Below are 26,317 nucleotides of genomic sequence, written 5' to 3' on the forward strand. Positions count from 1 at the left end.
GGATTCCACCTTATTTCCAAATCTGTCCTCTTCGCTTGTTACAACAAAAAACGTTGGGAAACTTCACTATTGAGGCCTTTGTAATAGTTGCAGGTGACTGCTGGTGCCGTTCGAGGAATGATCTGAAATTACTCACCTTCATCTTGTTGCGAGAAGGCAACACTTGTAATCCCTCCTGTAATAAGCTAACAGCACAAGGCAGGCTCTCATCCCAAGATGATCTTGCTAATTTCATCCCCGGTTTTATTCAATGAAAAGCAGTTTTGAGCACACCTGCCCGCATATAAACGAGGGATACGTCCTCTATGGAGAGCACATTTAAATTTGCGAAAGAAGCAGGCTATCCAGAGGGGCGCCGTTCACCCGACATTCCCCATCCCTTTACACCTTAAAAGCTACTCCCTTTCATCAGATCCAAGATTGCAGCAGGCATCCCACCCCAGCGACCGAACCAGTTCCGTAGCCGTTGGGACTAGGAGCATATCAAATTGGTTTTCGGCCCGTTCGATAATTTTCCGGGCAAGAGTTTCGGTCCATTCCTCGCCGGTCCTTCTTTCATCCGACTGGTGGGCTTCGATAAACTCATTTACGAATTCAAGAAGTCCGATAATTTTACCGGTCCACGGAATCTCTTCTCCCTGCAAGCCGGCAGGTGTACCGGTACCATCGATCCACTCATGGTGGGTTTTGACCCCCTCCTTTACGTCTTCGTGCAGCGGGAGCGGATCGATGATTATCCCACCGATTAACGGGTGTTCAAGCTCGGTCTCCATAGTCATTTGTTGAGCCAGCTGCTCCGTAACGATGTACCCTATGTCATGCAGGCGGGCGGTGAGCTGCAGTTGCTGCTGCTCCTCCTCTTCCAACCCGAATAATGTCCCAAAATGTTTTGCAAGAGCCACCATCCTGGGGGTATGGTGACAGGTCTGCTCGCTTCGTTTTTCCACCGTCCGAAGCATGGTATAATAGGTTTCGAGCAGTTTGTTTGTGATTTCCAGCTTTTGGTGCCGGTGGCCCAGCAGCTCCTCCAGCATGCCAAAGATCCGGGATTCGGTGCTTCGGTTCATTCCAGAGGGTCCCGAAAGTCCCAGGAAAAGGATCGCCCGCCTGTATTCGGTATTCAACTCCTTGAATACCGTTTCAGCTATGTGCAAATCAGCGGAAACCGGCGATTGGTTTTCATATTTGGCTTTAATTTCGTCCAGGGTGTCTCCGTCTGAAACGACAGACCGGAACCAGTGGCTTAGAGACGAATCAACGTTATATCTGGCCAGAAACTGGATCTCGTCACTTTTCAACTCCACGATTGCTCCCAGAGCTGCAGATTTAATATTGGCCAGGTAGGAAAGCATCAGCCCGGCCACCCGTTCAATATCTAGGGTTCCAAGTCCCTCCCGCCTTGTAAATTGACGTACCCCGGCACCGTACACCCCGTTTTCAGATGTCTGCCCGGAATCCCTTTCCACCATCCAGTTGGAAAGTATGCGTGCAACTATCGGGAGTTTTGCTTTTAAATGGTTCGGGCTTTTTACCTGGGGTCCAACGCAGTAAATGCCCCACGGGTTTTTGTTCTTGTACAGCGGAATATGCTCACAGTTGCCCACCGAATGGGATGAAATACCCGGGCTCAAGAACTGGTCATCCCACCGGATTACATCCTCAATATGTTCCAGCTTCTCCTCAAATTTTTGTACCAGGGCTTCGTTCGGTTCCCGGTTCTGCTGCTCCAGGAGGCGCTCGATGTTTCCGTCAAGCGTATGGAATCTGGTGAGTTGGAGCGTATCTTCTCCGGTCTTCTTATATACGAAATGGACAGGGGCTCTGTAGATCAGGTCAACCCATCTCGCAATATCGGTAAACCGGGGAGGCTCTTTCCTTGAAAAATGTTCTGCGGCCAGCGACCAAAACTCAAGTTCCCTCTCTGTATCGAATTCTTCCATGACTGGTGAGTTGGATCTTTGTTGCAATACCGTCTGTAAATTATGCTTGATTTCTCTGATCATAGTGTTTGTATCTTATCCCCGGCGATGTAGTCTCTCTGTCTTTTCTGGTCGTTTACGGCTAATGCTATCCCGCAACTCAATAGTTATCAGTCTCTTAATTATAAATGCATAATGATAGCAATGCCAATAGAATAATCTAATAAAGAGAGATAGCCGGGACCAGCTGATCAACACCACAAGCAGCAGTAGTATGAATGCGATAATATTTCGGCTGTTCACCTTGGTTGTGTGACACATGGATATACATGGTAAACATTTGCACAGCAGTACGTTGCAAAATTTATCTATATATCTTTATAAAGCCTCCAGAAAATGGACCCTATCTGGGTGAGCAGCTTTGATATTACCTTGAACTCCTTCGTTGAAAACAGTTTGTTCCGTTTGAGAATAACGTAGGCAAACAGGTCGGTATCTTCAGGAATACTCATTTTATTCCTCAAAAGCTTGCGTTCGTCAATCGCAAACATCGGGATCCCGATTTCAGCCGGAAAATTGTGTTCTTTCGAAAAATCGGCCAGTACTCCCCTCTCCTCGTTAAACACGTGATTGGTCATATAGGGCTCTTTATCAGCCAGCAGCTGCTGGAACGTCTGCTCCTTTTTCAGCTCTGTACCCCCATAATCCGGCGGCAAGCTTTTTCCTGAAGAGGAGATCATATTTGGCTTTCCCCCGGAAATAGTCCAAAACGAGATCGAATCGATATTAAATATACGCTGGAACTGCTGGCACAATGTTCGGGCCGTGGATACGAAATCGCCTCCGATCGCTTCAGACATCAAGGCGGAAACCAGGCGCTTTTTATTGATCACCAGCTTGTTCGAAATATCCGGCAGATCGATATTGGTTACCAGCTTCATCCGGACCCGGTTCAGGACCTCCTCCTGTTGGTCGACAAACATTGGCTTTTCAATAAAGTCGGCCGCCCCCAGCTCCAGGGCCTTTTTCTCTTTATCAACCGTGGGCAAATTGGTGATCACCAGTACGGGAATCGCCCTTTTTTCAGCATCCTCCATCAGCGATTCCAGGAATTCAAGACCGCTGATCCCGGGCATGTGTATATCCGACATGATAAGATTCACCACCTTTTCAGACAGAATGTCGATTCCCTCTTGGGCATCCCTGGCGTGGATCAGGGTAAACTCCTCTCCCAGCAGGTTTTTGGCCATAATGTGCATCGGCTCATCATCATCGATTACTAGTATATTGTAATCCATTGAACAGCAATACTTTATATTATTTATCTAATTTATTTTAGGGAGGCGGATAATAAAGGTTGTACCCTCCCCTTCATCCGATTCAATCAACACTTTACCCCCGTGTAATTCCGTAAACTGTTGAATAATATCAAGCCCGATTCCCGATCCTGTCTCTCCCCTTGTGCCCAAACGAACGGTTTTTTGCCCGTTGTTGCCCAGCAGTTTTTTTATCTCTTCTTTTGGGATACCCATCCCTGTATCGGACACCAAAATTTCCACCTCATTTTCATCCCGCTTTTCCGAAAGTTCGATCGAGACTGTTCCCCCTTCGGGAGTAAACTTCAGGGCATTGGAGACCAGGTTTCCAACAACCTGGCTCATTTTTTGGCGATCCAGTTTCATATCCACCGGTTGCTCTGCATTTAGCTTGAATTTGATATTTTTGGTCAGTGCCGTGGGCTGATGCAGCTCCACCGCATCTTTGATCACCTGTTTCAAATTCACTTCTTCCGTTGCCAACTCGGAAATACTTTTTTTCGCCTTGTCCTTATTTAACATATCTACCACCAACTGCTGAATTTTTCTCCCGCTCTCTTCAATAGAGTTGTACATTTTCAGCTGATCCTCAGTTGAAAGGGCGCTGGCCGACTGCGAGAGTATCTGGGCCACCCCGATGATACCCGTTACCGGATTCCGAATGTCGTGGCTCAAAATTCGCATCAATTCATCTTTTCGATTGTTCAAGGCATTCAACCGCTGCTCGCGCACGCGTAGCTCGTCAATTTTTTCTTCCAGCTCGTCCTGCAGCTGCTTCAGCCTTACATGCAGTTCAATACGGGCCAATACCTCCTCGCGCTGAAACGGCTTGGTGATATAATCCACTCCTCCCACCTTGAATCCTTTCACTTTCGAATCGGTCTCGGAGAGCGCGCTCAAAAAAATGATGGGAACATCTTCGGTGGATTCCTGCGCTTTCATTTTTTTACAAACCTCATAGCCGTCCATACCGGGCATCACGATATCCAGGAGCATGATATCCGGCGGAGTCAGTTCAACAATCTGCAGCGCCTCCTTTCCGTTTGAGGCGTCGAGAATATTATACCCTTCCCGCTTTAAAACGTGTGATAATAGCCATACATTTTGCTCCGAGTCATCGACTATGAGAATGGTCGTATTCTCAGAATTTTCTGCCATTATTTTATGTTATACTGATTTGATTCGAAATATCTTGGATAGCCCAAATGTAACATACTAATGAGTGTTCTCAAATTGGGATATAGATATATTCGGTAGAAGCTATGACAAACCCGGGAATCACCGGTATAAACTGGCTTATAAATTCAAAACCGCAATTTATAAGCTGTCAGCTGATGATTTCGGGCACCTGAACACGTCATCAACGGGTCAAAGTACGGTTTGCAAAGCCGTTTCAGTATTTACCTTAACCAACAAACAGAGTTAGAATCATACAATCCATGTTGAATATCTTTTTTAGTCTCAGGCAGTCTTTGCGCTCATTTTTCCTGTACCTCGCATTGTTCCTCTGTAGCTGCGGAATATCAATCGCGCAGGATCAATCCCCGGCCCCGTCCGATACCCTGCGGGCCTCCCTCGAGGCCATCGAGGTGCGGGCGGCCCATTCGGCGATCAGTTCTGAACAGCCTCCCTTTTCGCTGAGCATGCTGACCAACTCCAGCCGACAGCTTACCCACAAGGCCCCGATTACCATGGACGACCTGTTCACCCAGGTGCCGGGCATATGGATCAATGACCGTGAAAACTACGCCCTGGGAGAACGGATTACTGTTCGGGGCGTAGGATGGCGCGCCCAGTTCGGGGTCCGGGGCATCCAGGTGGTAATGGATGGCATCCCCCTGACGATGGCCGACGGGCAGGCAATGCTCACGGTGGTGGATCCGGCCTTTATTCAGCGGGCTGAGCTCGTGCGGGGACCCTCCTCGATGTTCTGGGGCAACAGCAGCGGCGGGGTGCTCTACCTGAATACCAGCCCACCAGCCAATACCCAGTCCCCATTCATGGTTCGGGGGACTGTCGGATCGTACGGGCTCAAAAAGACCGATGTCCAGTTTACACAAAAATTTGGCAATCATGGAGTTAGCGGGTATGCCTCATACTTAAATCAAGCCGGATACCGCGATCATAGTGAAGTCCGCATCGGCCGGGCGGGCGTTACCGGGGCGATCGACCTGGATGCCGATAACCGGCTCGAGTACTTCGGGGCATATGCCAACATGCCGGAAGCCGAACATCCCAGCAGTCTCACCCGACAGCAGGTCCGGGAGGACCCCACCCAGGCCAACGGATTTTTCCAGAATTTCGGGGCCGGCAAGCAGATCAGCCAGGGACAGGGAGGCATCAGCTTCTCAAATACCAGCTCGCTCGGTTTCTTCAAGGCCACCGCCTACGGCACCTTCCGGGATCTTGACAATCCGCTGCCGTTCGGGGTTATCGACCTTCAGCGAAAAGCCGGCGGAGCACGCGCCACACTTCAGCAGCAGATGGGGAACCTTTCGGTTAATATCGGGGTGGAAAGCAAACTCCAGCACGACGACCGCACTGAGTACAACGCCGATGCCGATCAACCCGACAAGCGCGGACCGGTGGACCTGGACCAGGTGGAAAAGGTCAACAACCATGCCGGATTCTTGACCGCTTCCTATGATGTGGGAAATCTGAAACTGCTCGGTTCGCTCCGGTATGACTGGATCCGTTTCGAGGCCGACTCCGATTCAATTGCCCTTGCCGGCAAACGTAACTTCCAAGCGCTCAGTCCGGGAATTGGCCTGAATTACTCGCTCGGCTCCGTCGACATTTACAGCAACCTCAGCACCGGGTTTGAAGCGCCGACGGCCAACGAGCTGAGCAACCGGCCCGAAGGCGGTAACGGATTTAATCCCAACCTGGGCCCTGAAAAGACCGTGGGGCTGGAACTCGGCGGGCGCGGGCAGCTGTGGTCGTCCCGGCTCTCATTTGATATTGCGGGTTATAACCTGTGGATCACCGACCTTTTGTTTCCCTACCGGCTGGAAGTTAACGGTCCCGACTATTACCGCAACCAGGGCGAAACAATCCACCGGGGCATTGAGGCCAACCTGAACTACCGGTTTTCGCACAGCCTGCAGGCCGAGCTCACCTACAACTTTACCGACGCCTATTTCAACCGGGCCTCTACCCGCGACAGTGTTTCCCTGGACGGGAATGCCGTTCCGGGAGTCCCTGAGCACCGGTTTTCGGGCGCCCTGCACTGGCGACCCGGTCAACTGTGGATAACCACCGACCTTCAACATGTCAGTGAATTTGCCGTGGACAACCTGAATACCGCGTTCAACGAGGAATACTGGGTCGTCAATGGACGGGCCAGTTATAACGAGCTTCAGCTGGGAGCCGATGTGAGGCTGAGCCCCTTTGTTGCGGTCAACAATATCTTTGACGCCCGTTACAACGGTTCGGTGGTGGTCAACGCGGGAGGCAATTATTACGAGCCGGCCGCCGGGATCAACTGGAGAACCGGGATCAGCCTGCAGTTTTGATTCTGGCACTCAACCAACCATGGAGGGCGGCAACAGGGTATATGTGCTCTTCAGGTGCGGCAGTTACGCACCGTATGCGTGTACCTTATCACAAATCAGGCGCAGGGTCCCCTCGAGGTCGCCCTTGGCCGTTTTAAAAGCATCGGCGTCGATGGTGAGTGGTGCACCGAGCACAACAAGCGGAGCCCCATACTCCGGGCAACGGACCGCCTCATCAAGTGAAAGTCCCCCGACGGCCTGTACCGGCACGTCTACCGCCTGCACCACATCCCGGAGTTGATCCAGTGGACTCGGTTTCAGTTTTCCCGAAGCTTCAATTCCCCGGCGTTCATCATACCCGATATGATGAATGACATAATCGCATCCCAGTGATTCCAGCCGCCGGGCTCCGGCCACCATATCGGTACAGGCCAGGTTGTCTCCCATCACTTTGACGTCGTATTCTTTTCCCGCCCGTACAACCGCCTTAATCGTCTCTTCATGGGCCCGGGCCATCACCACCACGTGCGTAGCGCCGGCCTTTGCCATCATCTCAGCCTCCAGGTATCCGCCATCCATGGTCTTAAGATCGGCAACAATCGGAACATCGGGGAATGCCTGCCGCAATTTACGAACACCGTGCAGCCCCTCGGCCAGTATCAGCGGGGTGCCGGCCTCCAGCCAGTCAACGCCCGCTTTTAATGCGGTCTCAGCCGTATCCAGGGCTTCATCAATACTGGTTAAATCGAGTGATATTTGTACTATCGGTTTCATCAAAACAGTGCTGTTTATTTTTTTATTTGGAATTTATGCCGGCTGCTCTTCAGGGTGATCTAACCCGGGGCTGCTAAAATCAATGTAATCAATACCCGGGGAACGCAAAAAAATGTCTCCTGCCGGTCAGCGGTATGCAGTCCACAGGGACAAACCCCTCATTAAATCATTCAAATATATAGAGTTATGAAAAATTTAATGCTAAAAGATTGTTTATTAAAAGTTTGTAACAGAAACCCACTCGTGGCACTCCTATATTATCATCTACAGGAAAAGCAAATGCCCGGAGGACCATCATGTTTAAACATATTCTATTTTTCGGTGTCCTGTTGGTAAGCGGATACCTCTACATGACCGAACGAACCATTACGCACGGCCCCGGCGTGGTAGCTCCGTCTGAACCGACGCAGACCCCTGCCTTCGGTATCAAAGACCTGCAGAAGGGAGCGTACAGCATAACACCCCTTGCCAAATTTACCGCTGAAGCCCGCGTTCTCTCAAAAAAAAGATATTCCTCCGACAAGCTGTCTGATCTCTCCCCGCTGGATGTTATGCTCGGCTGGGGAGCGATGTCAGATGAAAAACATCTGGATGAAATTCTTATCACGCAGTCGGAACGTTATTTTGAATGGCAGATGAGCGATCCCCCTATTCCGCTGCATCAAATGGTACGACATACCGCCAATGTCCACCTGATCCCGTCGTCCCCTGAGATACGAAGTAAAATACTTGAGATCCGCAGAGGTCACATCGTCACCGTAAAAGGATACCTGGTGGAAGCCCGCACGCCCGACGGTTGGTCTCATAAGAGCTCAATGAGGCGAGACGACTTCGGCAAAGAGGCATCGGAACTGGTATGGGTAAACGAGCTGCAACTTAAACCATAACGGAGTATCACGGCCGCCTGTTTCGATTGCAGCTCTGATTATAACCCGGATTTCACAGCGTTTTACACTCTATCATGATTACCTAACCAAAAAATATTCTGTAAGCATTTGCTCTCCAATATATTACAGTTATTTTTCAAAATAATTATAGGAGTTCAGGCCAAGCCCCCGATTGGATTGTTTCCAGTTAATTTGTTCTCAATCAAGAGAAAGTTTAGGGTGTATATCGCTGGGGAGAAAATGTTCGGGTGGTTTCTCTAAAATGAGTTCCGGCCTGCCATCCACACAAAAGAATTACGTCAACTGGTCTGAACAGTGTTGCCGCTGCATTGCACCGGATTTGGAACTGCAACCCAAAGTGGATAAACTTGGGAGAGGTCTTTGCAAAACCGTTGTTTTGGCCCATATCGTCATTTTCGCGGATTCAAAATCTTCATTTTTGAGAAATAAACTGAGGTTTCGAATCCGCTCAGGGGTTTATATTGACTAAAACTCCTGGTTTTTCAAAGCCCTCTTGGGAGTTCAAAATCAGCAGAAATAAAATATGACAAAAGCATGCCCTGGCTTAAGGATGTACTTGTAGATATAACTGTAACCCTCTTTATTTTTGCCGCTGTTTTCCTGGATACCTCATGGATGCGATGGATTATCATCGGTTATACAGCCCTGATGGTGCTTGTCAAGAGCGTAGTGCTTGCCGGAGACCGTTCTCTGCAGCTCATCCGCAAAACAAAAACGGAGGCGCCAGGCTGGCTTTTCAACCTGCTCTATGCCGTTAACACGGGCGTACTTCTGTACGGAAGCTGGTGGTACACGGCGACGGGATGGCTTGTGATATGGATCTTGTCCTACCTTGCTCAACGGAAACTTAAAGAAGCCCAGGGAAAAGCATAGATATTCCCGAAACAAAAAGTCCGGTAGCCAGAGCGCCCGGCCAGCAGAACCAACCGGGCGCGAAATTGCTTGTTAGTGCTATGTTTCTTGCTATCTCCCGGATACCGCCATCTCGAGGCGATACACCGCCGATGGCGCGGTCATAAACAGGGTTGAGTTGCCAGCCTCTCCCCATGCCAGGTTGGTAATCCGGCTTTCCGTCTCGATCTTTTGTATTTGATTTCCCTCGCTGTCAAATACATATACGCCGCCGGGACCTGTTGAGTACACACGTCCGTCGGCGTCCACTTTCATGCCGTCAGCGGCACCTTCGTTATTTCTCTCCCCGACACTGGCAAACGATCTTGGGTTTACCGGTTTTCCACTGTTATTGATATCAAATACGACGATTTCACCGCTGCTGGAGTTATTTACATACAGTTTCTGCTCATCGGGAGAAAGTACCACACCGTTGGGATGGCTGAACTCTTTATAGAAAACGGTCAGGGTACCGTCGGGTTTCAGCATGTAGACTCCGTTAAAATCGAGCTCTTTCTCCTCTTCACTTACACCGAAGGGAGGATCGGTGAAAAAGATTGTCCCATTGGAATGGACGGCCAGGTCGTTCGGGCTGTTCAAGCGCATCCCATTGTAGCTGTCCACGACGGTCTCCATGGTATTACCATTGTACGTGAGCCTCGACAGTTTTCCGGCGTGCTGCACCATCACGATATTTCCACTTACATCCAATGCCAGTCCATTGGAATTATCGGAAGGTTTGACAAAAACCTCTGCCCCCTCTCCCGGAATCCACCTGTAGATTGTATTAGCCGGTATATCACTAAACAACAGGTATCCGTCCGGGTGCCACAGCGGTCCCTCGGTAAACTGATATCCCTCGGTGACGATTTCTGGTTCGGCTCCTTCAGCCACTACAGGCTGAGCGGAAACAACCATATTGCCAATCAAAACAAATAAAATTGTCATACATGTTATCGATATTTTTCGCATCTCTGTACTCCTTTTTGAAAGTTAAGTTAAACGGTCATGTCATCTAAAGAAACTAAATAAGAAATAATCATAACAAACCTAACTTTATCATAAACTTATCCCGCCATTTTTTGTTCTTTATTACCCCGAAAAATGCTTATATATCAGGGTCTGTGAGAACGATGTTCAGTACACTCCGGTGGAATGTTTTGCAGGCAAATCGTTTTATAGATTCAGAAGAATAGTAAAGGTTGAGATTAAAGTGCACTGCTATCAACATTTTATCGGCGTCCGGGAAACGGGATCCCGGGGCGTCAACTTCCAGTTAATTTTAACAATAAACCACACATCATGATTAGAAAAATAGCCTCCATACTATTTATCACTTGTACAGCGCTCTTTGCAGCCTGCAGCAGCGATCAAAATCAAAATCAACAGCAGCAACCGTCATTAAATACCGAGAACTTTGCATTTGCCCCGGATAATGGCGGTATCACCCTGCCTTCGGGCTTCAGCGCGGTGGTCGTAGCCGATTCTGTTGGAAGTGCCCGCCAGGTTGCCGTTGATGACGATGGGGATATATATGTAGCCCTCGACGAGCCCCACAACGGAAATGGCATTGTGGCCTTGCGGGATGAGGATGGAGATGGAGTGGCCGACCGAAAAGAATACTTTGGCAATTATACCGGCACGGGCATCGCCCTGCATGACGGGTATCTCTACTTTGCGCCGGACTCACTGGTACTCCGGTACCCCATGGAGGGCGTTGACCTGGTGCCAACATCCGAGCCGGAAATGGTAGTGAGCCAGCTTCCGATACAAAACTCGCACGCAGCCAAGCCTATTACATTTGACGGGGAGGGTAACATGTATGTCAATGTAGGCGCGCCCTCCAACGCCTGCCAGGAAGAGAGCAGAACGCCGGAATCTCCCGGCCAGGATCCCTGCCCGCAGCTCGAATGGCAGGGCAGCGTATGGCAGTTCAGTGCCAATGAACTCAATCAAACCCAGCGGGAAGATGGCTATCGCTACAGCACCGGTCACCGCAACGCCGTGGCACTGGAGTGGAATTCAATGGTCGACAACCTCTACATGGTGCAGCACGGCCGGGATCAGCTGAATCAGCTCTGGCCTGAACATTTTACCGCCGAACAAAATGCCGTGCTTCCCGCCGAGGAGTTCTTCAAGGTCGATGACGGGGATAACTTTGGATGGCCTTTCGCCTACTACGACCAAATCAAGGGACAAAAAATGCTGAGCCCGGAATACGGCGGCGATGGTGAAACTCCTGTTGAGGAGGGAAAATATGAAGACCCGATTATCGCCTTCCCCGGCCACTGGGCCCCGAACGACCTGATATTCTACAGCGGGAATCAATTTCCTGAAAAATATACCGGCGGAGCTTTTATCGCATTTCACGGCTCCTGGAACCGGGCGCCTCTTCCCCAGGAAGGATATCGTGTAACATTTGTTCCGTTCGATGGTGATATGCCGGCAGGCGACCAGTATGAAACATTTGCCGATGGTTTCAAGGGCACCGACACGCTGCAATCTCCCAATGACGCAGTATACCGCCCCATGGGACTTGCCGAAGGATCGGACGGAACCCTCTACATTACCGATTCCCAGCAGGGAAAAGTCTGGCGGGTGGTATACACCGGGGAAATGTAATCTTCATTCACCTGAATTCTTGATTCAACAAGCCGGTCTTTGCAAAAGAGGCCGGCTTTCTTAACGGAGAATTTTCCCCTGCCCGAAATCACCTTCCCCTACACCCTATCTGCGCCTGAAAAAACAACAACCTGATCGAGTTCCCCAGTTGAAAATCCCTAATATTATTCGATATTAATTATATTGTGCTTTGACGGCGGTCGGGTTCGAGATTTATGGTCCTTGACTCGGGACCGTCCAATACCGTGCGCAACAAGAACGCGGGTTGAGGAAGGTGCTCCGCAAAGGAATAATCCCATGTTGCTTGTAGTGCTGTCTAAAGATTGGAGGCATGCCGGTTTGATCTCGGCCTTTTTGGAATTGAGCTCCACCTTTATACCAGGAGTCCTACTCTTTTGACGGAATTGCATCTGCCGTTATGGGGCTTATGGCTGGTCTAAAAATCCTGAATCTTCGGGGAATGGCAAGACAATAAAGTTTAAAACGATTTTTGGTACTCTCGGACCGCTGTTTTTTTAATCGATAAATGAACTGGGAATCTTTAAATCCATTTTGTTTTATTTATGAGGCGGGTTTTCACGTCCCTTCATATATTCAACTGACAAACAAAATACGAGTTTATCTCACGTGGCGGCTTTCAGACATCTATTGAGAAAAAACAGGCATTCAAATTGCGGATGCACGGGGGCGATATTCCTTCTTTTGGTCATCGTGCTGGGAACAGCGTCCCCCTCCCGCGCCCAACCCGCCGAACATCAGGACAGCAGCTCGGTTGATTCCTTTTCGGAATTTTATAATCAATACAGAATATCACCCGAAAAATCCGGTCTTGACGAATATTCACTGTGGGGTGGATACTCCTTCCACTCTTCAAACGGGGTTTGGGGGAAAACATCAGGAGCTGAACTCAGGGTCCTGGGATTCCGGTACAACCGAAAGGTTCTCACATTTCCCCGCCACTACCTCCTGAAATATGTGCTGGAGATGAACGTGCACGTGCAGTACCAGTTATCTGGTATCAGTGTTGAGGCCACCCCCTCCTCCCTTTCCGGTTTCGGGATAACGCCACTGGGTTTTCAGCTGAACGCGTTGCGAAACCAAAGCGTGCAGCCCTTCTTCAAATCATCCGCTGGATTTATGTACCTCTCCGACCCATTCCCGAACGACCAGGGTACAAACTTTAATTTTACGCTCGAAATCGGAACCGGGATGGAAATCATGCTGACCGCCAACTCATTTTTTACGCTCGGATATAAGTACCACCATATGTCGAATGGACAGTTTGGCCAAATTAATCCGGGGGTCGATTCGAATATATTTTATGCCGGCATCACTATTTTTTGAGTATTCTCTATGCCGTTCCCTGTCCACCCGCGCTTGCCCTCTTCAATGGAATCCCAGGGTTCGCATGTAAAAGTAAATCCGCTCCAACAAACTAAACGTACTATATATATGTTAACTTAGCATGTATCATAAACGGGAGAATTGTCATGGATATCCGAATATTATTATTGGTTACTGTTGCCGTTGCTTTCATGGCGGCTTGCAATATGAACCAGAAGCACGAAAAGCAGTCCCGAAAGGCCTCTTTTCATTCACTCGCAACCCACACCCAGGATACAATGCCGGCACAAAACGGCGGTAAAATTGAAAAAACAGAAGAAGAATGGCGTAAACTGTTAACCGCCAAAGAGTTCAGGATTCTTCGCGAGCGCGGTACTGAAATACCGTTTGTCAATGAGTACTGGGATAACAAAAAAGAAGGTATTTACTACTGCGGGGCCTGCGGGCAGCCGCTGTATAGTTCCAGGCATAAATACCGATCGGGAACCGGCTGGCCCAGCTTCTGGAAACCGATCACCCCTTCTGCGGTAGAAGAAAGAGAGGACAACAGCTTTTTTATGACGCGAACAGAGATCGTGTGTTCGCGATGCGGTTCTCATATTGGTCATGTTTTCAACGATGGTCCCGAACCCACGGGACTGCGCTACTGCATGAATTCAGCGGCACTCGACTTTAAGGAGCAGGCGGTCGACTAATTCCAACATTCCACCTCTTTACCTTTGCCACGGCACGTTGTCACCGGCATACAAATATCCCCGCTCAAAATGTGAATATTGAAATAACTTTATGTATAATCGAATGGACCTGAGGGGATGTACTGAATCGGTCTACTCTTTGAATATAAATACGGGATGATTTACCTGTTGATTATTCTGCGGGAATTGTCAATAGAATTCATGAAAATTTATCGGTATATAGCTCATGACATTTTCGTGCCGGTGGGTGGAGCAACATGCTCATAGTGCTTCGATATCACCGTTTGTTACGGGCAGTGATATCTCCAGCCTGCGATAACCTGTTGAAGTTTCGGGCGGGCTGCCATCCCCTCGCCACCAGGCTCGCTCAACTTATTTGAAGGATTTAGGCGTTAAGTAAAATTCGAACACAAAACTGTTATAAATCAATGTTCACATTGTCACAGAAGACAGCCGTCATCACAGGAGCCGGCAAAGGTATCGGCAAGAGTATCGCCCAGCTGTTTGCCCGGCAGGGCGCGGATGTTCACATTCTGGATCTTGATGAAGAGTCCGGCCAGCAGGCAGCCGCCGAAATCAATGATGCAGGCGGGGACGCCCACTACTACTGCGTGAATGTGGCTGATCAGCAAGCGGTGCTGGATGCTTTTGATCAGGTATATGATACCCACAACCGTCTTAATATCCTGGTCAATAATGCCGGTATCGCCCATATCGGGACTCTCGAAAATACCACCGAAGAGGATATGGACCGGCTGCTTTCCGTCAATGTGAAGGGGGTATATAACTGTTCCCTGGCCGGGGTAAAAAAGATGAAAGAATCCGGGGGAGGCGCCATCGTCAACATGGCCTCCATAGCGGCTACGCTGGGCATCCCTGAACGGTTCGCCTATTCCACTACAAAGGGCGCCGTATTGACGATGACCTATTCAATCGCAAAAGATTATATAGGTGACGGCATACGATGCAATGCGATCTCACCCGCACGGGTACACACCCCTTTTGTGGATGGTTACCTGGAGGAAAACTACCCCGGCCAGGAGGATGAGATGTTTGAAAAACTTTCAAAGACCCAGCCGATTGGCCGGATGGGTAAACCGGAGGAGATCGCAGGACTTGCTCTATATCTCTGCTCCGATGAATCGGCATTTATTACCGGTTCCAACTATACGATCGACGGTGGCTTTACCACATTGAACACATAATCTAAAAACCGACTTGAAACTACATGAAGTTAATTCGTTTTGGTGAACAAGGACAAGAAAAACCGGGCCTGATACGCCCTGACGGCTCTAAAATTGATGTCAGCGCTTTTGGTGAAGACTATACCGAATCTTTTTTTGAAAACGATGGACTTCGCCGTCTCTCGGAGTGGGTGGCCGAAAATGGCACTTCCGCCCCTGGAATCGGCGAATCCGAGCGGCTGGCTCCACCGGTGGCCCGGCCGGGTAAGATGGTGTGCATCGGCTTGAATTACGAAGATCACGCCAAAGAAGGCGGCATGGATATTCCCGACGAACCGATACTGTTTTTCAAGGCCACTTCATCCATCGTTGGCCCGAACGATGATCTTGTAATCCCCAAAAACAGCCAGAAAACCGACTGGGAAGTTGAGCTCGCCGTAGTCATCGGCAAAAAGGCTTCATACGTCTCTGAAGAGGAGGCATTGGAATACGTGGCCGGTTACTGTGTTCACAACGACTACAGCGAGCGCGAGTTTCAGCTGGAACGGGGCGGCCAGTGGGTGAAAGGAAAGAGCTGCGATACATTTGCGCCGCTGGGACCATACCTGGCCACCAAGGATGAAATTGAGGATATCGATAATCTCCGGCTCTGGCTGAAGGTTAACGGGGAACTCAAACAGGACGGCAGCACCAGCAAGCTCATATTCGGGATTCCCTATCTGGTCAGCTACATCTCACAGTTTATGACGCTTCGGGCCGGCGATATCATCTCTACCGGAACACCCGCCGGCGTGGGACTTGGCTTTAACCCGCCCGAATACCTGAAGCCCGGTGACGAGGTGGAGCTCGGTATTGAAGGACTCGGATCTTCACGACAGCGTGCAAAAGCATATCACTCATAAACGGGGGGCAATCATGTCATTTAAAAACAAGACGGTAGTCATTACCGGTGCCGCAAAAGGTATCGGTGCCGGTTGTGCGGAGGTCTTTTACCGCGAGGAGGCACAGGTTGTACTGCTCGATATTGATGAAAAAGCCGGGATTGAGCGCAGCGAACAGCTCGGTCAGCGGGCCCTGTTTATCCAGTGCGATATCTCCAGGGAACAGCAGGTGGCGGATGCGATGGAACAGGCCGCCTCCCATTTCGGCGGCATCGACGTGCTGGTGAATAATGCCGGCATCCTGCACTACGCCACCGTCACGGAAACCACCGAAGATCAGTGGGATTCTTTGATGAATGTCAACCTGAAGGGGGCTTATCTCTGCTCCAGGCACGCCATCCCCTATATGCAGGAAAACGGCAGTGGCGTAGTCGTCAACATGTCAAGCGTACAGGCGTTTGTAACCCAGGAAAAGGTGGCCGCTTATGCGACCTCAAAGGCTGCGTTGATCGGTTTGACACGGAGTATCGCCGTAGATTATGCCCCGGATATCCGCAGTGTGGCGGTGTGTCCCGGCGGTGTCGATACGCCCCTGAACCGGCAGGCGTTCCAGCAGTCGCCAGACCCCGAGGCGGTCCGCCAGGAAACCATCGATATTCATCTGCTCAAACGGATGGCCCGGCAGGAGGAGATTGGCGAGCTTGTTGCTTTTGTTGCCAGTGACAAAGGCTCCTTTATTACGGGCCAGCCAATACGAATTGACGGCGGTATCGGACTTAAAGTGGAAGGCAGTAAAAAAGATTAGACCAAAGATGAGTATACCCTCCCAAAAAGCGGAACTTGAACTTGAGTATGATGCCACCCTAGCGGAGTGCCCGGTATGGGATGAGCGGGAAAACCAGCTGTACTGGGTGGATATCCTTTCAGGGATTCTGTACAGGTATGACGCCCGCCGCAAACAAAATACCAGCTTCGAAATTGGTGAACACGTAGGGTCCTTTGCGATGCGAGAAGATCGGGGAGCAGTGCTGGCATTGAAATCGGGATTTGCGTTCTACGATTTTGAAACCCGGAAAACAACCCATCTTTCCGATCCGGAGGCACATCTGCCCAATCACCGGTTCAATGACGGGAAATGCGATCCGCGGGGACGCTTTTGGGCAGGAACGCTTTCCTACGATCAGCAGCAGGGGGCGGGGAGCCTCTACATGCTGAATTCCAACCTCAGCATCGATCTAAAGTTGCGCAGGCTGACGATACCGAACGGCATGGCCTGGGATACCGGGCTTGAAGCGTTTTATTTTATCGATTCCCCCGACCGCACGATCTATTCATTCGATTTTGATGAACATACAGCCGAAATTGACAATCGTTCAGTGGTACTCGAGCTGGATCACCCGGATGCACTCCCCGACGGCATGACGATCGATACCGAAGGCAACCTCTGGGTTGCATTGTACAACGGCTTCAAAGTAATTTGCATCGATCCGGGTAACGGCAACACTTTGTATGAAGTGGAGTTGCCGGTTCCCCAGGTTACCTCCTGTACATTCGGGGGAGATCAGCTTGACGAACTTTACATAACTACCGCCAGGGAGCATATGAAAGAGGAACAAGTTGAAAAGTATCCCCTATCAGGGTCAATTTTCAGAGCAAAAGTACCTTTTAACGGTACTCCCGCTAGACGCTTTGCCGGCTAAAAATTCATGAATATTCAACGAAAATTCATAGGAGCCTTTGCAGAACATGCTATTTGTTGGGGATGGTTGTACCACCGGCATTATTGCCCTTTTAAACGGGAGGACAACTTCCTCAGAACGAGAAACTAAAGGGTTTGCAAAGCCTTCTTATACAGATTTAAAATCGTAATAATCACATTTTAGACCAATAAATAGATATGAGTTCTGATAAAAAACTGCGCAGCAGTGACTGGTTTGGCAAAAAAGGCAAAGATGGTTTCATCTACCGGAGCTGGATGAAAAACCAGGGATTCCCTTCGGATGAGTTTGAAGGGAAACCGGTCATCGGTATTTGCAACACGTGGTCCGAGTTAACACCCTGCAACGCCCACTTTCGCGAGCTGGCGGAATCGGTAAAGCGGGGAATCTGGGAGGCGGGCGGATTCCCGCTCGAGTTCCCGGTGATGTCGCTGGGCGAAACCCTGATTCGACCCACGGCCATGCTCTACCGAAACCTGGCCAGCATGGATGTGGAGGAGTCGATTCGTGCCAATCCGCTTGACGGCGTGGTTCTTATGTGCGGCTGTGACAAGACGACCCCTTCCCTGGTTATGGGGGCCTGCAGCGTGGATATCCCCTCGCTGGTAATTTCCGGCGGACCGATGCTCACGGGCAAATTCCGCGGTAAAGATATTGCCACTTCTGATGTTTGGAGATTTGCAGCCGACCAGAAAAAGGGCGAGATGGATGATGAAAAACTGCGGGCGGCCGAAGGGGCCATGTGCCGCAGCCAGGGACACTGTGCCGTCATGGGTACCGCCTCGACAATGGCCTCGATGGTCGAATCCCTGGGACTGAGTTTGCCCGGCAATGCCGCTATTCCGGCCGCCGACTCCCGCCGCAAGGTAATGGCCCACCGTTCGGGGCGCCGCATTGTGGATATGGTGGAAGAGGATCTCTGTCCTTCCGATATTCTGACGAAGGAGGCATTTGTCAACGCCATCAAAGTAAATGCCGCAATCGGCGGTTCTACAAACTTTATTGTGCATCTGACGGCGATTGCCCGCCGCATCGGCATTGACCTAGAGCTGGAGGATTTCGATAAATATGGGAGCGACATTCCCCTGCTGGTCAACCTGCAGCCTTCCGGTGATCATTTCATGGAAGATTTCTACTATGCCGGGGGACTTCCCGTGGTTATCAAAGAGCTTAAAGATCATCTGAACGGGGATGCAATCACGGCCAACGGCAAAAGCCTGTACGAAAACAATGCGGCCGCCGAATGCTTCGACCGGGATGTTATTGCGACTATAGAAGAACCGTTCCAGGAAGAGGCGGGCATTACGGTAGTGCGGGGCAATCTCTGTCCCGAGGGCGCAGTCATCAAAACCTCGGCGGCTACCCCTGAACTCCTGAAGCACCGGGGCAAAGCGGTTGTTTTCGAAAATATTGAGGACTACAAGGAGCGGGTGGACGATCCGGACCTGGAGATTGATAAAGATTCAATTATGGTGCTGAAGTATGTGGGTCCAAAAGGATATCCCGGAATGCCGGAGGTCGGGAATATGGCATTACCTAAAAAGATGCTCGACCAGGGTGTGGATGATATGGTACGCATCTCCGACGGACGCATGAGCGGTACCGCATTTGGCACGGCCTTTCTGCATGTTTCTCCAGAATCATACACCGGCAGCAACCTGGCGCTGGTCGAAAATGGCGATATCATTGAAGTCGAAGTGGAGAACAAGCGACTACATCTGGATGTCCCGGAGGAGGAGCTGGAGGAACGCCGCAACAACTGGTCTCCCCCCGAACATGAAAACTACGATCGGGGATATGTCAATCTCTATATCGAACATGTAGAGCAGGCACATCTCGGAGCTGACCTCGACTTTCTGGTCGGAAAATCAGGAAGTGAAGTGAAGCGGGAATCGCATTGACAAGCCCGTTTTCAGGGGCTCCTCAGACAGGCGTCAGGAAGCCCAAAAGGAAAAGGATTGATTTGCCGACAGCGGAGTCCCTTTTGGCTTGATCCAAGAGGGACTCAATAATCAAGAAGAAATTATCTCCTTGCGGAGGCCCTACGAAATTCAAAATTCCATAATTCCCGGGTTCACATAAAAAACACTCCTTTCCAGCAAAAAGCTTTCGTGACTTTTTGAGGATGCGTATTTACTGCACGGGAGAGAAAGTCGGGAAAAATATATCCTCTGCGGCGGGTGTGGTTGAGTTTCTAGTCCCCCCTCATCTGAGTAATCCGGTAAACCGGGCTCTCTCCCCAAGTTCGCGCTCAATACGGATTACCTCGTTCCACTTCGCCATCCGTTCAGAGCGGCTGAATGAACCCACTTTCAGCTGGCCGGCTTCAGTGGCTACAGCAAGATGTGAGATAAACGGGTCCTCTGTTTCTCCAGAGCGGGCCGACACTACGGGTGTCCAGCCAAATGATTGCGCCTGCCGTATGCAGTTGATCGTCTCCGTCACCGTGCCAATCTGGTTGAGTTTGATCAGTACGCTGTTGGCCAATCCCTTGTCTTTTCCGGCACGCACGCGGTTGATGTCGGTGGTAAACAGGTCGTCCCCGATAACCTGGACGCGGTCCCCGTATGCTGCGGTAAGCTTATTCCAATTCGTCTCATCTTCTTCGGCAAACGGGTCTTCAATTGAGATGACCGGATACTGTTCAATCCAGCCGGCAATCACATCGTAAAACTCACTGGGTGTCAACGACCGGTCTTCCAGTGTCAGGTGGTATTTCCCGTCACGGAACAGTTCGGCGGCGGCGATATCCAGCGACAGGTGAATATCGGAACCCGGCTGATACCCGGCCCGTTGTATCGCCTCGAGCAATATGTCGAAGACCTCTTCATTGGAGTCAAATTCCGGCCAGTATCCCCCTTCATCCGCCACTCCAGCCAACTTTCCATGTTCACGTAACAGTGCACCACAGTGATGAAATACGTTGAATGTCATCTCCAGGCACTGGTGATAACTCTCTGCACCGGTGCAAATAATCATGAAATCCTGTATGTCAATCCTTCCACCGGCATGCGCTCCCCCCCCGATTATCTGGATTTCAGGAAGTGGAAGCAGGGTTCCTTCCTGATCCAGTGTTTCAAACAAGGATCGCTGCTGTGCTTTGGCAGATGCCCTGGCTACAGCCATTGAAACCCCGAGTATGGCATTGGCGCCCAGCCGTCTTTTATTGTCGGTGCCATCCAGGGCTATCATCAACTCGTCTAGGCGGGCCTGTCTGTGTACCTCCCTGCCTGTAATTTCCGGCCGAATCTCTGCCCGAATGTTTTGAATAGCCTTTGTTACGGATCGGCCCATAAACTTTTCCGGGTTTTCGTCCCGCAGTTCCAGGACCTCATATTGCCCGGTTGAGGCTCCCGAGGGAACCATGGCCGTTGCCTTTTCCCCGTTTTCCAGTTTAACTTCGGCTTCGAGGGTTGGATTCCCCCTTGAATCGAACACCTGGTATGCGTCTATATCTGCAATTTTCAAACGTTGGTATTCTCCATTTTGGATTTCCAGTTTTCGTTAATATCAGAAAGGAAAAGCACACGGCCGGGAAGCTGGTGGTGGACGAAATCTCTTATAAATTTCTGTTGACGTTCCTCCAGGTATTCTACGGGAGATTTCCCATCCACGCGTGCCAGCATCATCATGAGCAGCAGCCGGCCGACCCGCTTTTCGAGGCCTTCACGCAACGGCTTGTCCAGCTGGCTGAAATATGTGTCCCAGGCAGCCGTTGCCAGGTCCGCGATCTCTCCCTGCCGGGTGTAGTGATACAGCATTTTCAGGTACAGGTGATTCAGGAAAAATGCTGCATCAAACGCGGGATCCCCGTACCAGGCCACTTCGTGATCCAGTATCACTACCCGGTCCCCTTTTACCATGATGTTTTTGGGGCTGAAATCTCCATGCACCAGTGCCTGCCGGTGCTGTTGCAACCGTTCCGCTTCCTCATCAAAATGGGATTGCAGCCGCGGGTGTCGCCTGCCGGTCGTGATGAGGTAGGGTTCTATACGCAGGCTGTAAAAATTCTCAAGATTGTTAAATTGTTGTCTCAAATCATCGTCATCCTGAGAATGAAGATGGATATCAGCCAGTAACCCGGCCGCTTTTACAGCCGTTTCCCGGTTAAACACTCCCCCGAGCATCTCCTGTTTCCAGTTCCGGAAATCCTTACCAAGGAACTCCATCACATAAAAATGTTCTTCCTTGTTGCTGTAAATCAGCTTCGGGATCGCTCCAGGCCGGTATTTTCCCAGGTACCGTATAAAATCCTGTTCAATGTCATTCCTCGAGATGTCGGCGTACCAGTCATCCTCAACCTGTAATTTTTGGAGGGCCTGTTTAATCACATACTTATGCCGGCCGTCGGTAGCCAGGTAAATATCAGAAGATACACCTCCCTCGAGCGGTTTAAGCTCAACGGAAGAACCCGACAGGAGCCCCTGGTCTTTCAGCAGGTATACGATTTTTTTCCTATTCATTCACAAAAGCAGGTAATGAACGATTGCCGTCGATGGATTCACGTTTCAGATACGAAATGGCTACTCTGCCTCTTGAGCCGTTATGCCGCCATACGTTTGACGTACAATTTTACCATCCCGGATTATAAAGGTGTCTGTGGCAAAGATAAGGTCAAAATTTTCGGTTGAGGCCTCCCAGAGAATATAGCCGACCTCCTGTTCCACCACGCTTTTTTTGAGGGTCAAGGTGCTTTCACCAGCCGGAAAAGCCTCAAATGCCGATATAAAATTATCCCTGATGGCATCAAGTCCGCGATACGTGGTGTCTGGTGTAATCAGGATCGATTCCTCCGTATAGTCGGCCATTACGCCCTCCAGGTCATTTTCGACAAATGTTTTCCAATGGTGATCCAGCACTTGTTGCGTAACTGCCGGATCGACAGAGGGAACTTCACTGCTATTTTCCTGAGTACAGCTTGAGAGTGTAAACAATAATATTGAGGCTGCCAGTATAATGTTGGTGTATGTAGTCATTCCCGTTCCTTATTTATTTTTGATTTGTTGATATAGAAGTATGTAAAACCTGGGTTCCCGAACGCCTGTGGTGTCGTTACTGAGTAATTTTGCAATCGTTTGTATGAGATTATAGGTTTAATTTTTGGAATTTTACGCCCGCTTAATCCCCAGATTCTACCTGAGCCCAAATCGCCGTTTTATCATCGATCAACCGCCAGACAGGCAAAATCAATTGCGAGTATTCCCCTTTTGGCTGTTCAGCAACGTATGATACAGTTCCCTTGCCCGTGTTTCCAGTTCTTCCAGCGAGTCGTTATTATAAATGACGAAATCTGCCAGATTTACATATTTTCCAAAATCCTGTTGCTTTTCCATTCGCTGCCTGACGTTCTTTGCTGACGTGCGATCCCTTTTTTTAACACGTTCCGTACGTTTTTGTTGGTCAGCAAGCACTAATACGATATAGTCGAGGAATCCCGGTTTCAGATTTTCAAAAAGCAGGGCGGCTTCGTAGACAAAAAGCTTGTATCCCCTGCGGCGTGCGGTCTCCATAATTTTACGACTTTCAGCCGGTATCCTGGGATGGACTATGGCATTCAATTCGCTGACCCGGTCTTTCTGAAATGCTTCTACAGCCAAATATGACCGGTTCAACCGCCCGTCTGGGTGATACGCCTTATCCCCAAAACTGGTGCGGATCTCTGAGATGACCTCCTCATTTTCGATCATGATCTTTTTTGCCAGATCATCTGCGTTGAGCACAAACGCTCCAAGCTTCTCCCAGATATTGCAAACGGTTGTTTTTCCACTTCCAATGCCCCCGGTGATGCCAACAGAAATCATGCGATCCTACTCTATTGTAGTGGTAATTTTTTGGTCGGCCGGTTCGGGATAGTCCGTCGTGTAATGAAGTCCCCTGCTCTCCTTTCGCTGCATCGCCGACTGCACAATAATATGGGCCACGCTTACCAAGTTCCGGAGCTCGCACAGTGGTACGCTGACCCGGGTGCGCTGATAAAAATCCTCGACCTCTTCATGAAGCATTTTGATGCGCCGCATCGCCCGCTCCAGCCGCAGGTTGCTGCGCACTATTCCCACATAATCCCACATCACCTGTTGCACCTCCTGCTTGTTATGCGAGACGAGAATCCATTCCTCCGTATTAACCGTTCCGCTGGCATCCCAGGCTGGAATGTCCGTGTTAATTTCTATTTTATCCACCAGTTGAACGGCCTTTTGGGCTGCGCGATCGGCAAAAACGAGAGATTCCAGCAAACTGTTGGACGCCAGCCGGTTTGCGCCGTGAACCCCGGTACAGGCATTTTCGCCGCAGACAAAAAGCCGGTCGATACTGCTGGTCCCGTCAAGGTCGGTAGCCACGCCTCCACAGGTGTAATGCGCCGCCGGGACCACCGGGATCGGTTTCTGGGTGATATCGAGGCCGTATGAAAGGCAGGTCTCATAAATCGTGGGAAACGCCTCTTTGGTTTTTTCCGCATCTTTGTGGGTGATATCCAGGAACACACTTTTGGCCCCGCTTTTCTTGAGCTGATCGTCGATGGCGCGTGCTACGATATCACGCGGAGCCAGCTCTTCCCGCTCATCGTACTTTTTCATGAACGCCTCCCCCTCTGCATTTATGAGTATGCCCCCGTATCCCCGGACAGCTTCAGAAATCAGGAAGGAATCGGCCTCCGGTATCGCAAGCGAGGTGGGATGAAACTGGACAAACTCCATATTTTCGATCCGCGCCTTGGCCCGGTAGGCCATCGCAATGCCATCGCCGGTGGCCACCTCCGGGTTGGTGGAGTGCAGGTACACCTGTCCCGCGCCGCCGGCAGCCAGTACCGTAATTTTGGCAAGCATCCGATGCACAGCAGAACTCTCCTCATCCAGCACGTACGCTCCAAAACAGTGGATAGTATCGTCAAATGAGACTTCCTGGCCGAGATGGTGCTCCGTCAGGATATCGAGCGCAAAATGATGTTCAAATATCTCAATATTGGGATGAGTGCGAACGCGGTTCACCAGTGCTCGCTCAATTTCCCAGCCAGTGGCATCGGCGGCATGGACGATACGGTTTTCGGAGTGGCCTCCCTCTCTTCCCAGGTGAAGCTCCCCCTCCTTGCGGGTGAATTCGGCCCCCATCTTCATAAGTTCCTCGATCAGCCTCGGGGCATTTCGCACGATACACTCGACCGCCTCACGGTTACACAGGCCAGCCCCGGCCTCCAGTGTATCGTCAATATGCTTTTCAAAAGAGTCCTGCTCGGTATTGAATACCCCGGCAATGCCGCCCTGGGCGTAGGCCGTGTTGGCCTCCATGATCTCTTTTTTTGTGACCACCCCGACCGTACCCCTGTCAGCCGCTTTCAGGGCAAACGTCAATCCGGCAATGCCACTTCCTATTACGAGAAAATCAAATTTACGAGGTTGCATCCTGCATCAGGTAAGCTTTAATAAATTCATCAAGTTCGCCATCCATCACCGCATCGACACTGGAAGTTTCATGTTCCGTTCGGTGATCCTTGACCATGTTGTAGGGATGAAATACATAGGAACGAATCTGTGATCCCCATTCAATATCTTTTTTGGAGGCTTCGAGCCGGGCTTTCTCCCGCTCTTTAATCTGTTTTTCCAGCTCATAAATTTTGGATTTCAGCAGTACCATCGCCTTCTCCCGGTTCTGCATCTGGGAGCGTTCCTGCTGGCATTCCGCCACCACCCGTTCTTTCGATCCGTCGGAGAGCTCGCCCTCCCAGATCAGGCGTACCCCGGTCTCCACCTTGTTAACATTTTGTCCGCCGGCCCCGCTGGCGTGAAACCGCTGCAGCTCGACATCCCCTTCATTGATATCCACTTCAATAGAATCGTCTACGAGAGGGGAAACAAAGACCGAGCAGAATGACGTATGCCGGCGGGAGTTGCTGTCAAAAGGAGAAATGCGAACCAGCCGGTGAACCCCGCTTTCGGATTTGAGAAATCCGTAGGCATAGTCCCCTTCCACCTGAATTGTCGCACTTTTGATTCCCGCCACTTCGCCCTGCTGGTACTCAATAACGGAGATATCGTAGCCCTCTTTCTTGGCCCAGCGGGTATACATCCGGTAAAGCATCTCGGCCCAGTCCTGGCTTTCGGTACCGCCGGCACCGGGATTAAACGTCAGGATAGCATCGCGGTGGTCATCTTCGCCGCTTAGCATATTCTTAAACTCCAGTTCCTCCAGCTTCACCTTGAGCTTTTTTACCTCTTCCTGCAGCTCGGCTGTTACATCTTCTCCCTCTTCGAGGAACTGCTGGTATACCTGGATGCTTTCCCGCAGCTCGTTGAGCTCATCCCAACTGTTTACCAGCCCTTTCTCGTGATCCAGCTTTTTCATCACCTGGCGGGCCTGGTCGGGATCGTCCCAAAAGCCGGGCGCCTGGGTTTGTTCCTGCAGTTCTATGATATTTACTTTTCGCTGATCATAGTCAAAGATACCCCCTTAGCGCATCCACGCGCTCAAATAATTCACCGAGTTCATCAAGGTTAACAGTGGTTGTGTTGCTCATATTTTTCTGGTCTTGGGTCTTGGGGCGTGAGTTGTGAGTCTTGGATTCGTTTGGCTGGTTGA

The 26,317-nt window shown here is 50.4% G+C and carries 22 protein-coding genes; 11 read left to right on the forward strand and 11 right to left on the reverse strand.

All coding sequences use genetic code 11. The features are described 5' to 3' along the window. Positions 1–395: 395 nt before the first annotated feature. From ACG2F4_RS08565 to ACG2F4_RS08575, 3 genes are all read right to left on the reverse strand, one after another. Positions 396–1,940, reverse strand: coding sequence for an HD-GYP domain-containing protein (locus ACG2F4_RS08565; protein WP_395259810.1), 1,545 nt, complete (start codon positions 1,938–1,940; stop codon positions 396–398). 347 nt (positions 1,941–2,287) lie between these two features. Then, entirely contained in the window at positions 2,288–3,217 is a 930-nt protein-coding gene (locus ACG2F4_RS08570) for a PleD family two-component system response regulator (RefSeq protein WP_395259811.1), read from the reverse strand. Between the two features lie 27 nt (positions 3,218–3,244). Next, positions 3,245–4,393 carry a response regulator gene (locus ACG2F4_RS08575; RefSeq protein WP_395259812.1) on the reverse strand — a complete coding sequence of 383 codons (1,149 nt, stop codon included), beginning with the start codon at positions 4,391–4,393 and terminating at the stop codon, positions 3,245–3,247. Between the two features lie 281 nt (positions 4,394–4,674). On the opposite strand from ACG2F4_RS08575, the gene ACG2F4_RS08580 reads away from it, so the two are divergent. Further along, the gene (locus ACG2F4_RS08580; protein WP_395259813.1) at positions 4,675–6,750 is read left to right on the forward strand and encodes a TonB-dependent receptor family protein; all 2,076 of its coding nucleotides are present in this window, start codon (positions 4,675–4,677) and stop codon (positions 6,748–6,750) included. A gap of 63 nt (positions 6,751–6,813) precedes the next feature. Here ACG2F4_RS08580 and ACG2F4_RS08585 read toward each other — a convergent pair whose 3' ends face one another. Continuing rightward, on the reverse strand, positions 6,814–7,503 hold the full coding sequence (locus ACG2F4_RS08585; protein ID WP_395259814.1) for an orotidine 5'-phosphate decarboxylase / HUMPS family protein: 690 nt from the start codon (positions 7,501–7,503) through the stop codon (positions 6,814–6,816). Between the two features lie 350 nt (positions 7,504–7,853). Here ACG2F4_RS08585 and ACG2F4_RS08590 point away from each other — a divergent pair, with 350 nt between their 5' ends. Next, positions 7,854–8,390, forward strand: a complete 537-nt coding sequence (locus ACG2F4_RS08590; RefSeq protein WP_395259815.1) for a hypothetical protein — start codon at positions 7,854–7,856, stop codon at positions 8,388–8,390. A 555-nt stretch (positions 8,391–8,945) separates the two neighbouring features. Next, positions 8,946–9,284, forward strand: a complete 339-nt coding sequence (locus ACG2F4_RS08595) for a hypothetical protein (protein WP_395259816.1) — start codon at positions 8,946–8,948, stop codon at positions 9,282–9,284. A 90-nt stretch (positions 9,285–9,374) separates the two neighbouring features. On the opposite strand, the gene ACG2F4_RS08600 is transcribed toward ACG2F4_RS08595, so the two are convergent. Further along, a complete protein-coding gene (locus ACG2F4_RS08600; RefSeq protein WP_395259817.1) occupies positions 9,375–10,250 on the reverse strand; it encodes an SMP-30/gluconolactonase/LRE family protein in 876 nt (291 codons plus the stop codon). A 354-nt stretch (positions 10,251–10,604) separates the two neighbouring features. Between ACG2F4_RS08600 and ACG2F4_RS08605 the strand changes: the two genes are divergently transcribed. From ACG2F4_RS08605 to ACG2F4_RS08640, 8 genes are all read left to right on the forward strand, one after another. After that, positions 10,605–11,924 carry a PQQ-dependent sugar dehydrogenase gene (locus ACG2F4_RS08605; protein ID WP_395259818.1) on the forward strand — a complete coding sequence of 440 codons (1,320 nt, stop codon included), beginning with the start codon at positions 10,605–10,607 and terminating at the stop codon, positions 11,922–11,924. Between the two features lie 711 nt (positions 11,925–12,635). After that, complete coding sequence (locus ACG2F4_RS08610; RefSeq protein WP_395259819.1) at positions 12,636–13,268, forward strand: acyloxyacyl hydrolase; 633 nt, start codon at positions 12,636–12,638, stop codon at positions 13,266–13,268. Between the two features lie 146 nt (positions 13,269–13,414). Continuing rightward, on the forward strand, positions 13,415–13,963 hold the full coding sequence (gene msrB / locus ACG2F4_RS08615; RefSeq protein ID WP_395259820.1) for a peptide-methionine (R)-S-oxide reductase MsrB: 549 nt from the start codon (positions 13,415–13,417) through the stop codon (positions 13,961–13,963). A gap of 428 nt (positions 13,964–14,391) precedes the next feature. After that, positions 14,392–15,168 carry an SDR family NAD(P)-dependent oxidoreductase gene (locus ACG2F4_RS08620; protein WP_395259821.1) on the forward strand — a complete coding sequence of 259 codons (777 nt, stop codon included), beginning with the start codon at positions 14,392–14,394 and terminating at the stop codon, positions 15,166–15,168. Between the two features lie 23 nt (positions 15,169–15,191). Continuing rightward, a complete protein-coding gene (locus tag ACG2F4_RS08625) occupies positions 15,192–16,049 on the forward strand; it encodes a fumarylacetoacetate hydrolase family protein (RefSeq protein WP_395259822.1) in 858 nt (285 codons plus the stop codon). A gap of 13 nt (positions 16,050–16,062) precedes the next feature. Beyond that, positions 16,063–16,833: an SDR family NAD(P)-dependent oxidoreductase gene (locus tag ACG2F4_RS08630; protein WP_395259823.1), complete on the forward strand. Its 771-nt coding sequence runs from the start codon at positions 16,063–16,065 to the stop codon at positions 16,831–16,833. Positions 16,834–16,840: 7 nt separating this feature from the next. Next, positions 16,841–17,728, forward strand: coding sequence for an SMP-30/gluconolactonase/LRE family protein (locus ACG2F4_RS08635; RefSeq protein ID WP_395259824.1), 888 nt, complete (start codon positions 16,841–16,843; stop codon positions 17,726–17,728). 197 nt (positions 17,729–17,925) lie between these two features. Beyond that, entirely contained in the window at positions 17,926–19,647 is a 1,722-nt protein-coding gene (locus tag ACG2F4_RS08640) for an IlvD/Edd family dehydratase (RefSeq protein WP_395259825.1), read from the forward strand. Positions 19,648–19,951: 304 nt separating this feature from the next. On the opposite strand, the gene eno is transcribed toward ACG2F4_RS08640, so the two are convergent. The 6 genes from eno to prfB all read right to left on the reverse strand — a co-directional run bounded on the left by eno (position 19,952) and on the right by prfB (position 26,255). After that, positions 19,952–21,214, reverse strand: a complete 1,263-nt coding sequence (gene eno / locus ACG2F4_RS08645) for a phosphopyruvate hydratase (protein WP_395259826.1) — start codon at positions 21,212–21,214, stop codon at positions 19,952–19,954. Beyond that, a complete protein-coding gene (locus tag ACG2F4_RS08650; protein ID WP_395259827.1) occupies positions 21,211–22,209 on the reverse strand; it encodes a phosphotransferase family protein in 999 nt (332 codons plus the stop codon). Before ACG2F4_RS08650 ends, eno begins: the two co-directional genes overlap by 4 nt. 60 nt (positions 22,210–22,269) lie before the next feature. Continuing rightward, on the reverse strand, positions 22,270–22,722 hold the full coding sequence (locus ACG2F4_RS08655) for a nuclear transport factor 2 family protein (RefSeq protein ID WP_395259828.1): 453 nt from the start codon (positions 22,720–22,722) through the stop codon (positions 22,270–22,272). A gap of 210 nt (positions 22,723–22,932) precedes the next feature. Further along, entirely contained in the window at positions 22,933–23,547 is a 615-nt protein-coding gene (coaE, locus tag ACG2F4_RS08660) for a dephospho-CoA kinase (protein ID WP_395259829.1), read from the reverse strand. A gap of 6 nt (positions 23,548–23,553) precedes the next feature. Beyond that, positions 23,554–25,143 (reverse strand): L-aspartate oxidase, encoded by a 1,590-nt coding sequence (gene nadB / locus ACG2F4_RS08665; RefSeq protein WP_395259830.1) that lies wholly within the window; start codon positions 25,141–25,143, stop codon positions 23,554–23,556. Beyond that, positions 25,130–26,255 (reverse strand): peptide chain release factor 2 gene (prfB, locus tag ACG2F4_RS08670; RefSeq protein ID WP_395259831.1). Its coding sequence is split into 2 segments (ribosomal slippage): positions 25,130–26,176 and positions 26,178–26,255, totalling 1,125 coding nucleotides; the frame shifts between segments, so codons are not numbered across the junction. Before prfB ends, nadB begins: the two co-directional genes overlap by 14 nt. Positions 26,256–26,317: the final 62 nt, after the last annotated feature.

This window comes from Halalkalibaculum sp. DA3122 (assembly GCF_043951865.1).
Lineage (GTDB): Bacteria > Bacteroidota > Rhodothermia > Balneolales > Balneolaceae > JAMQKA01.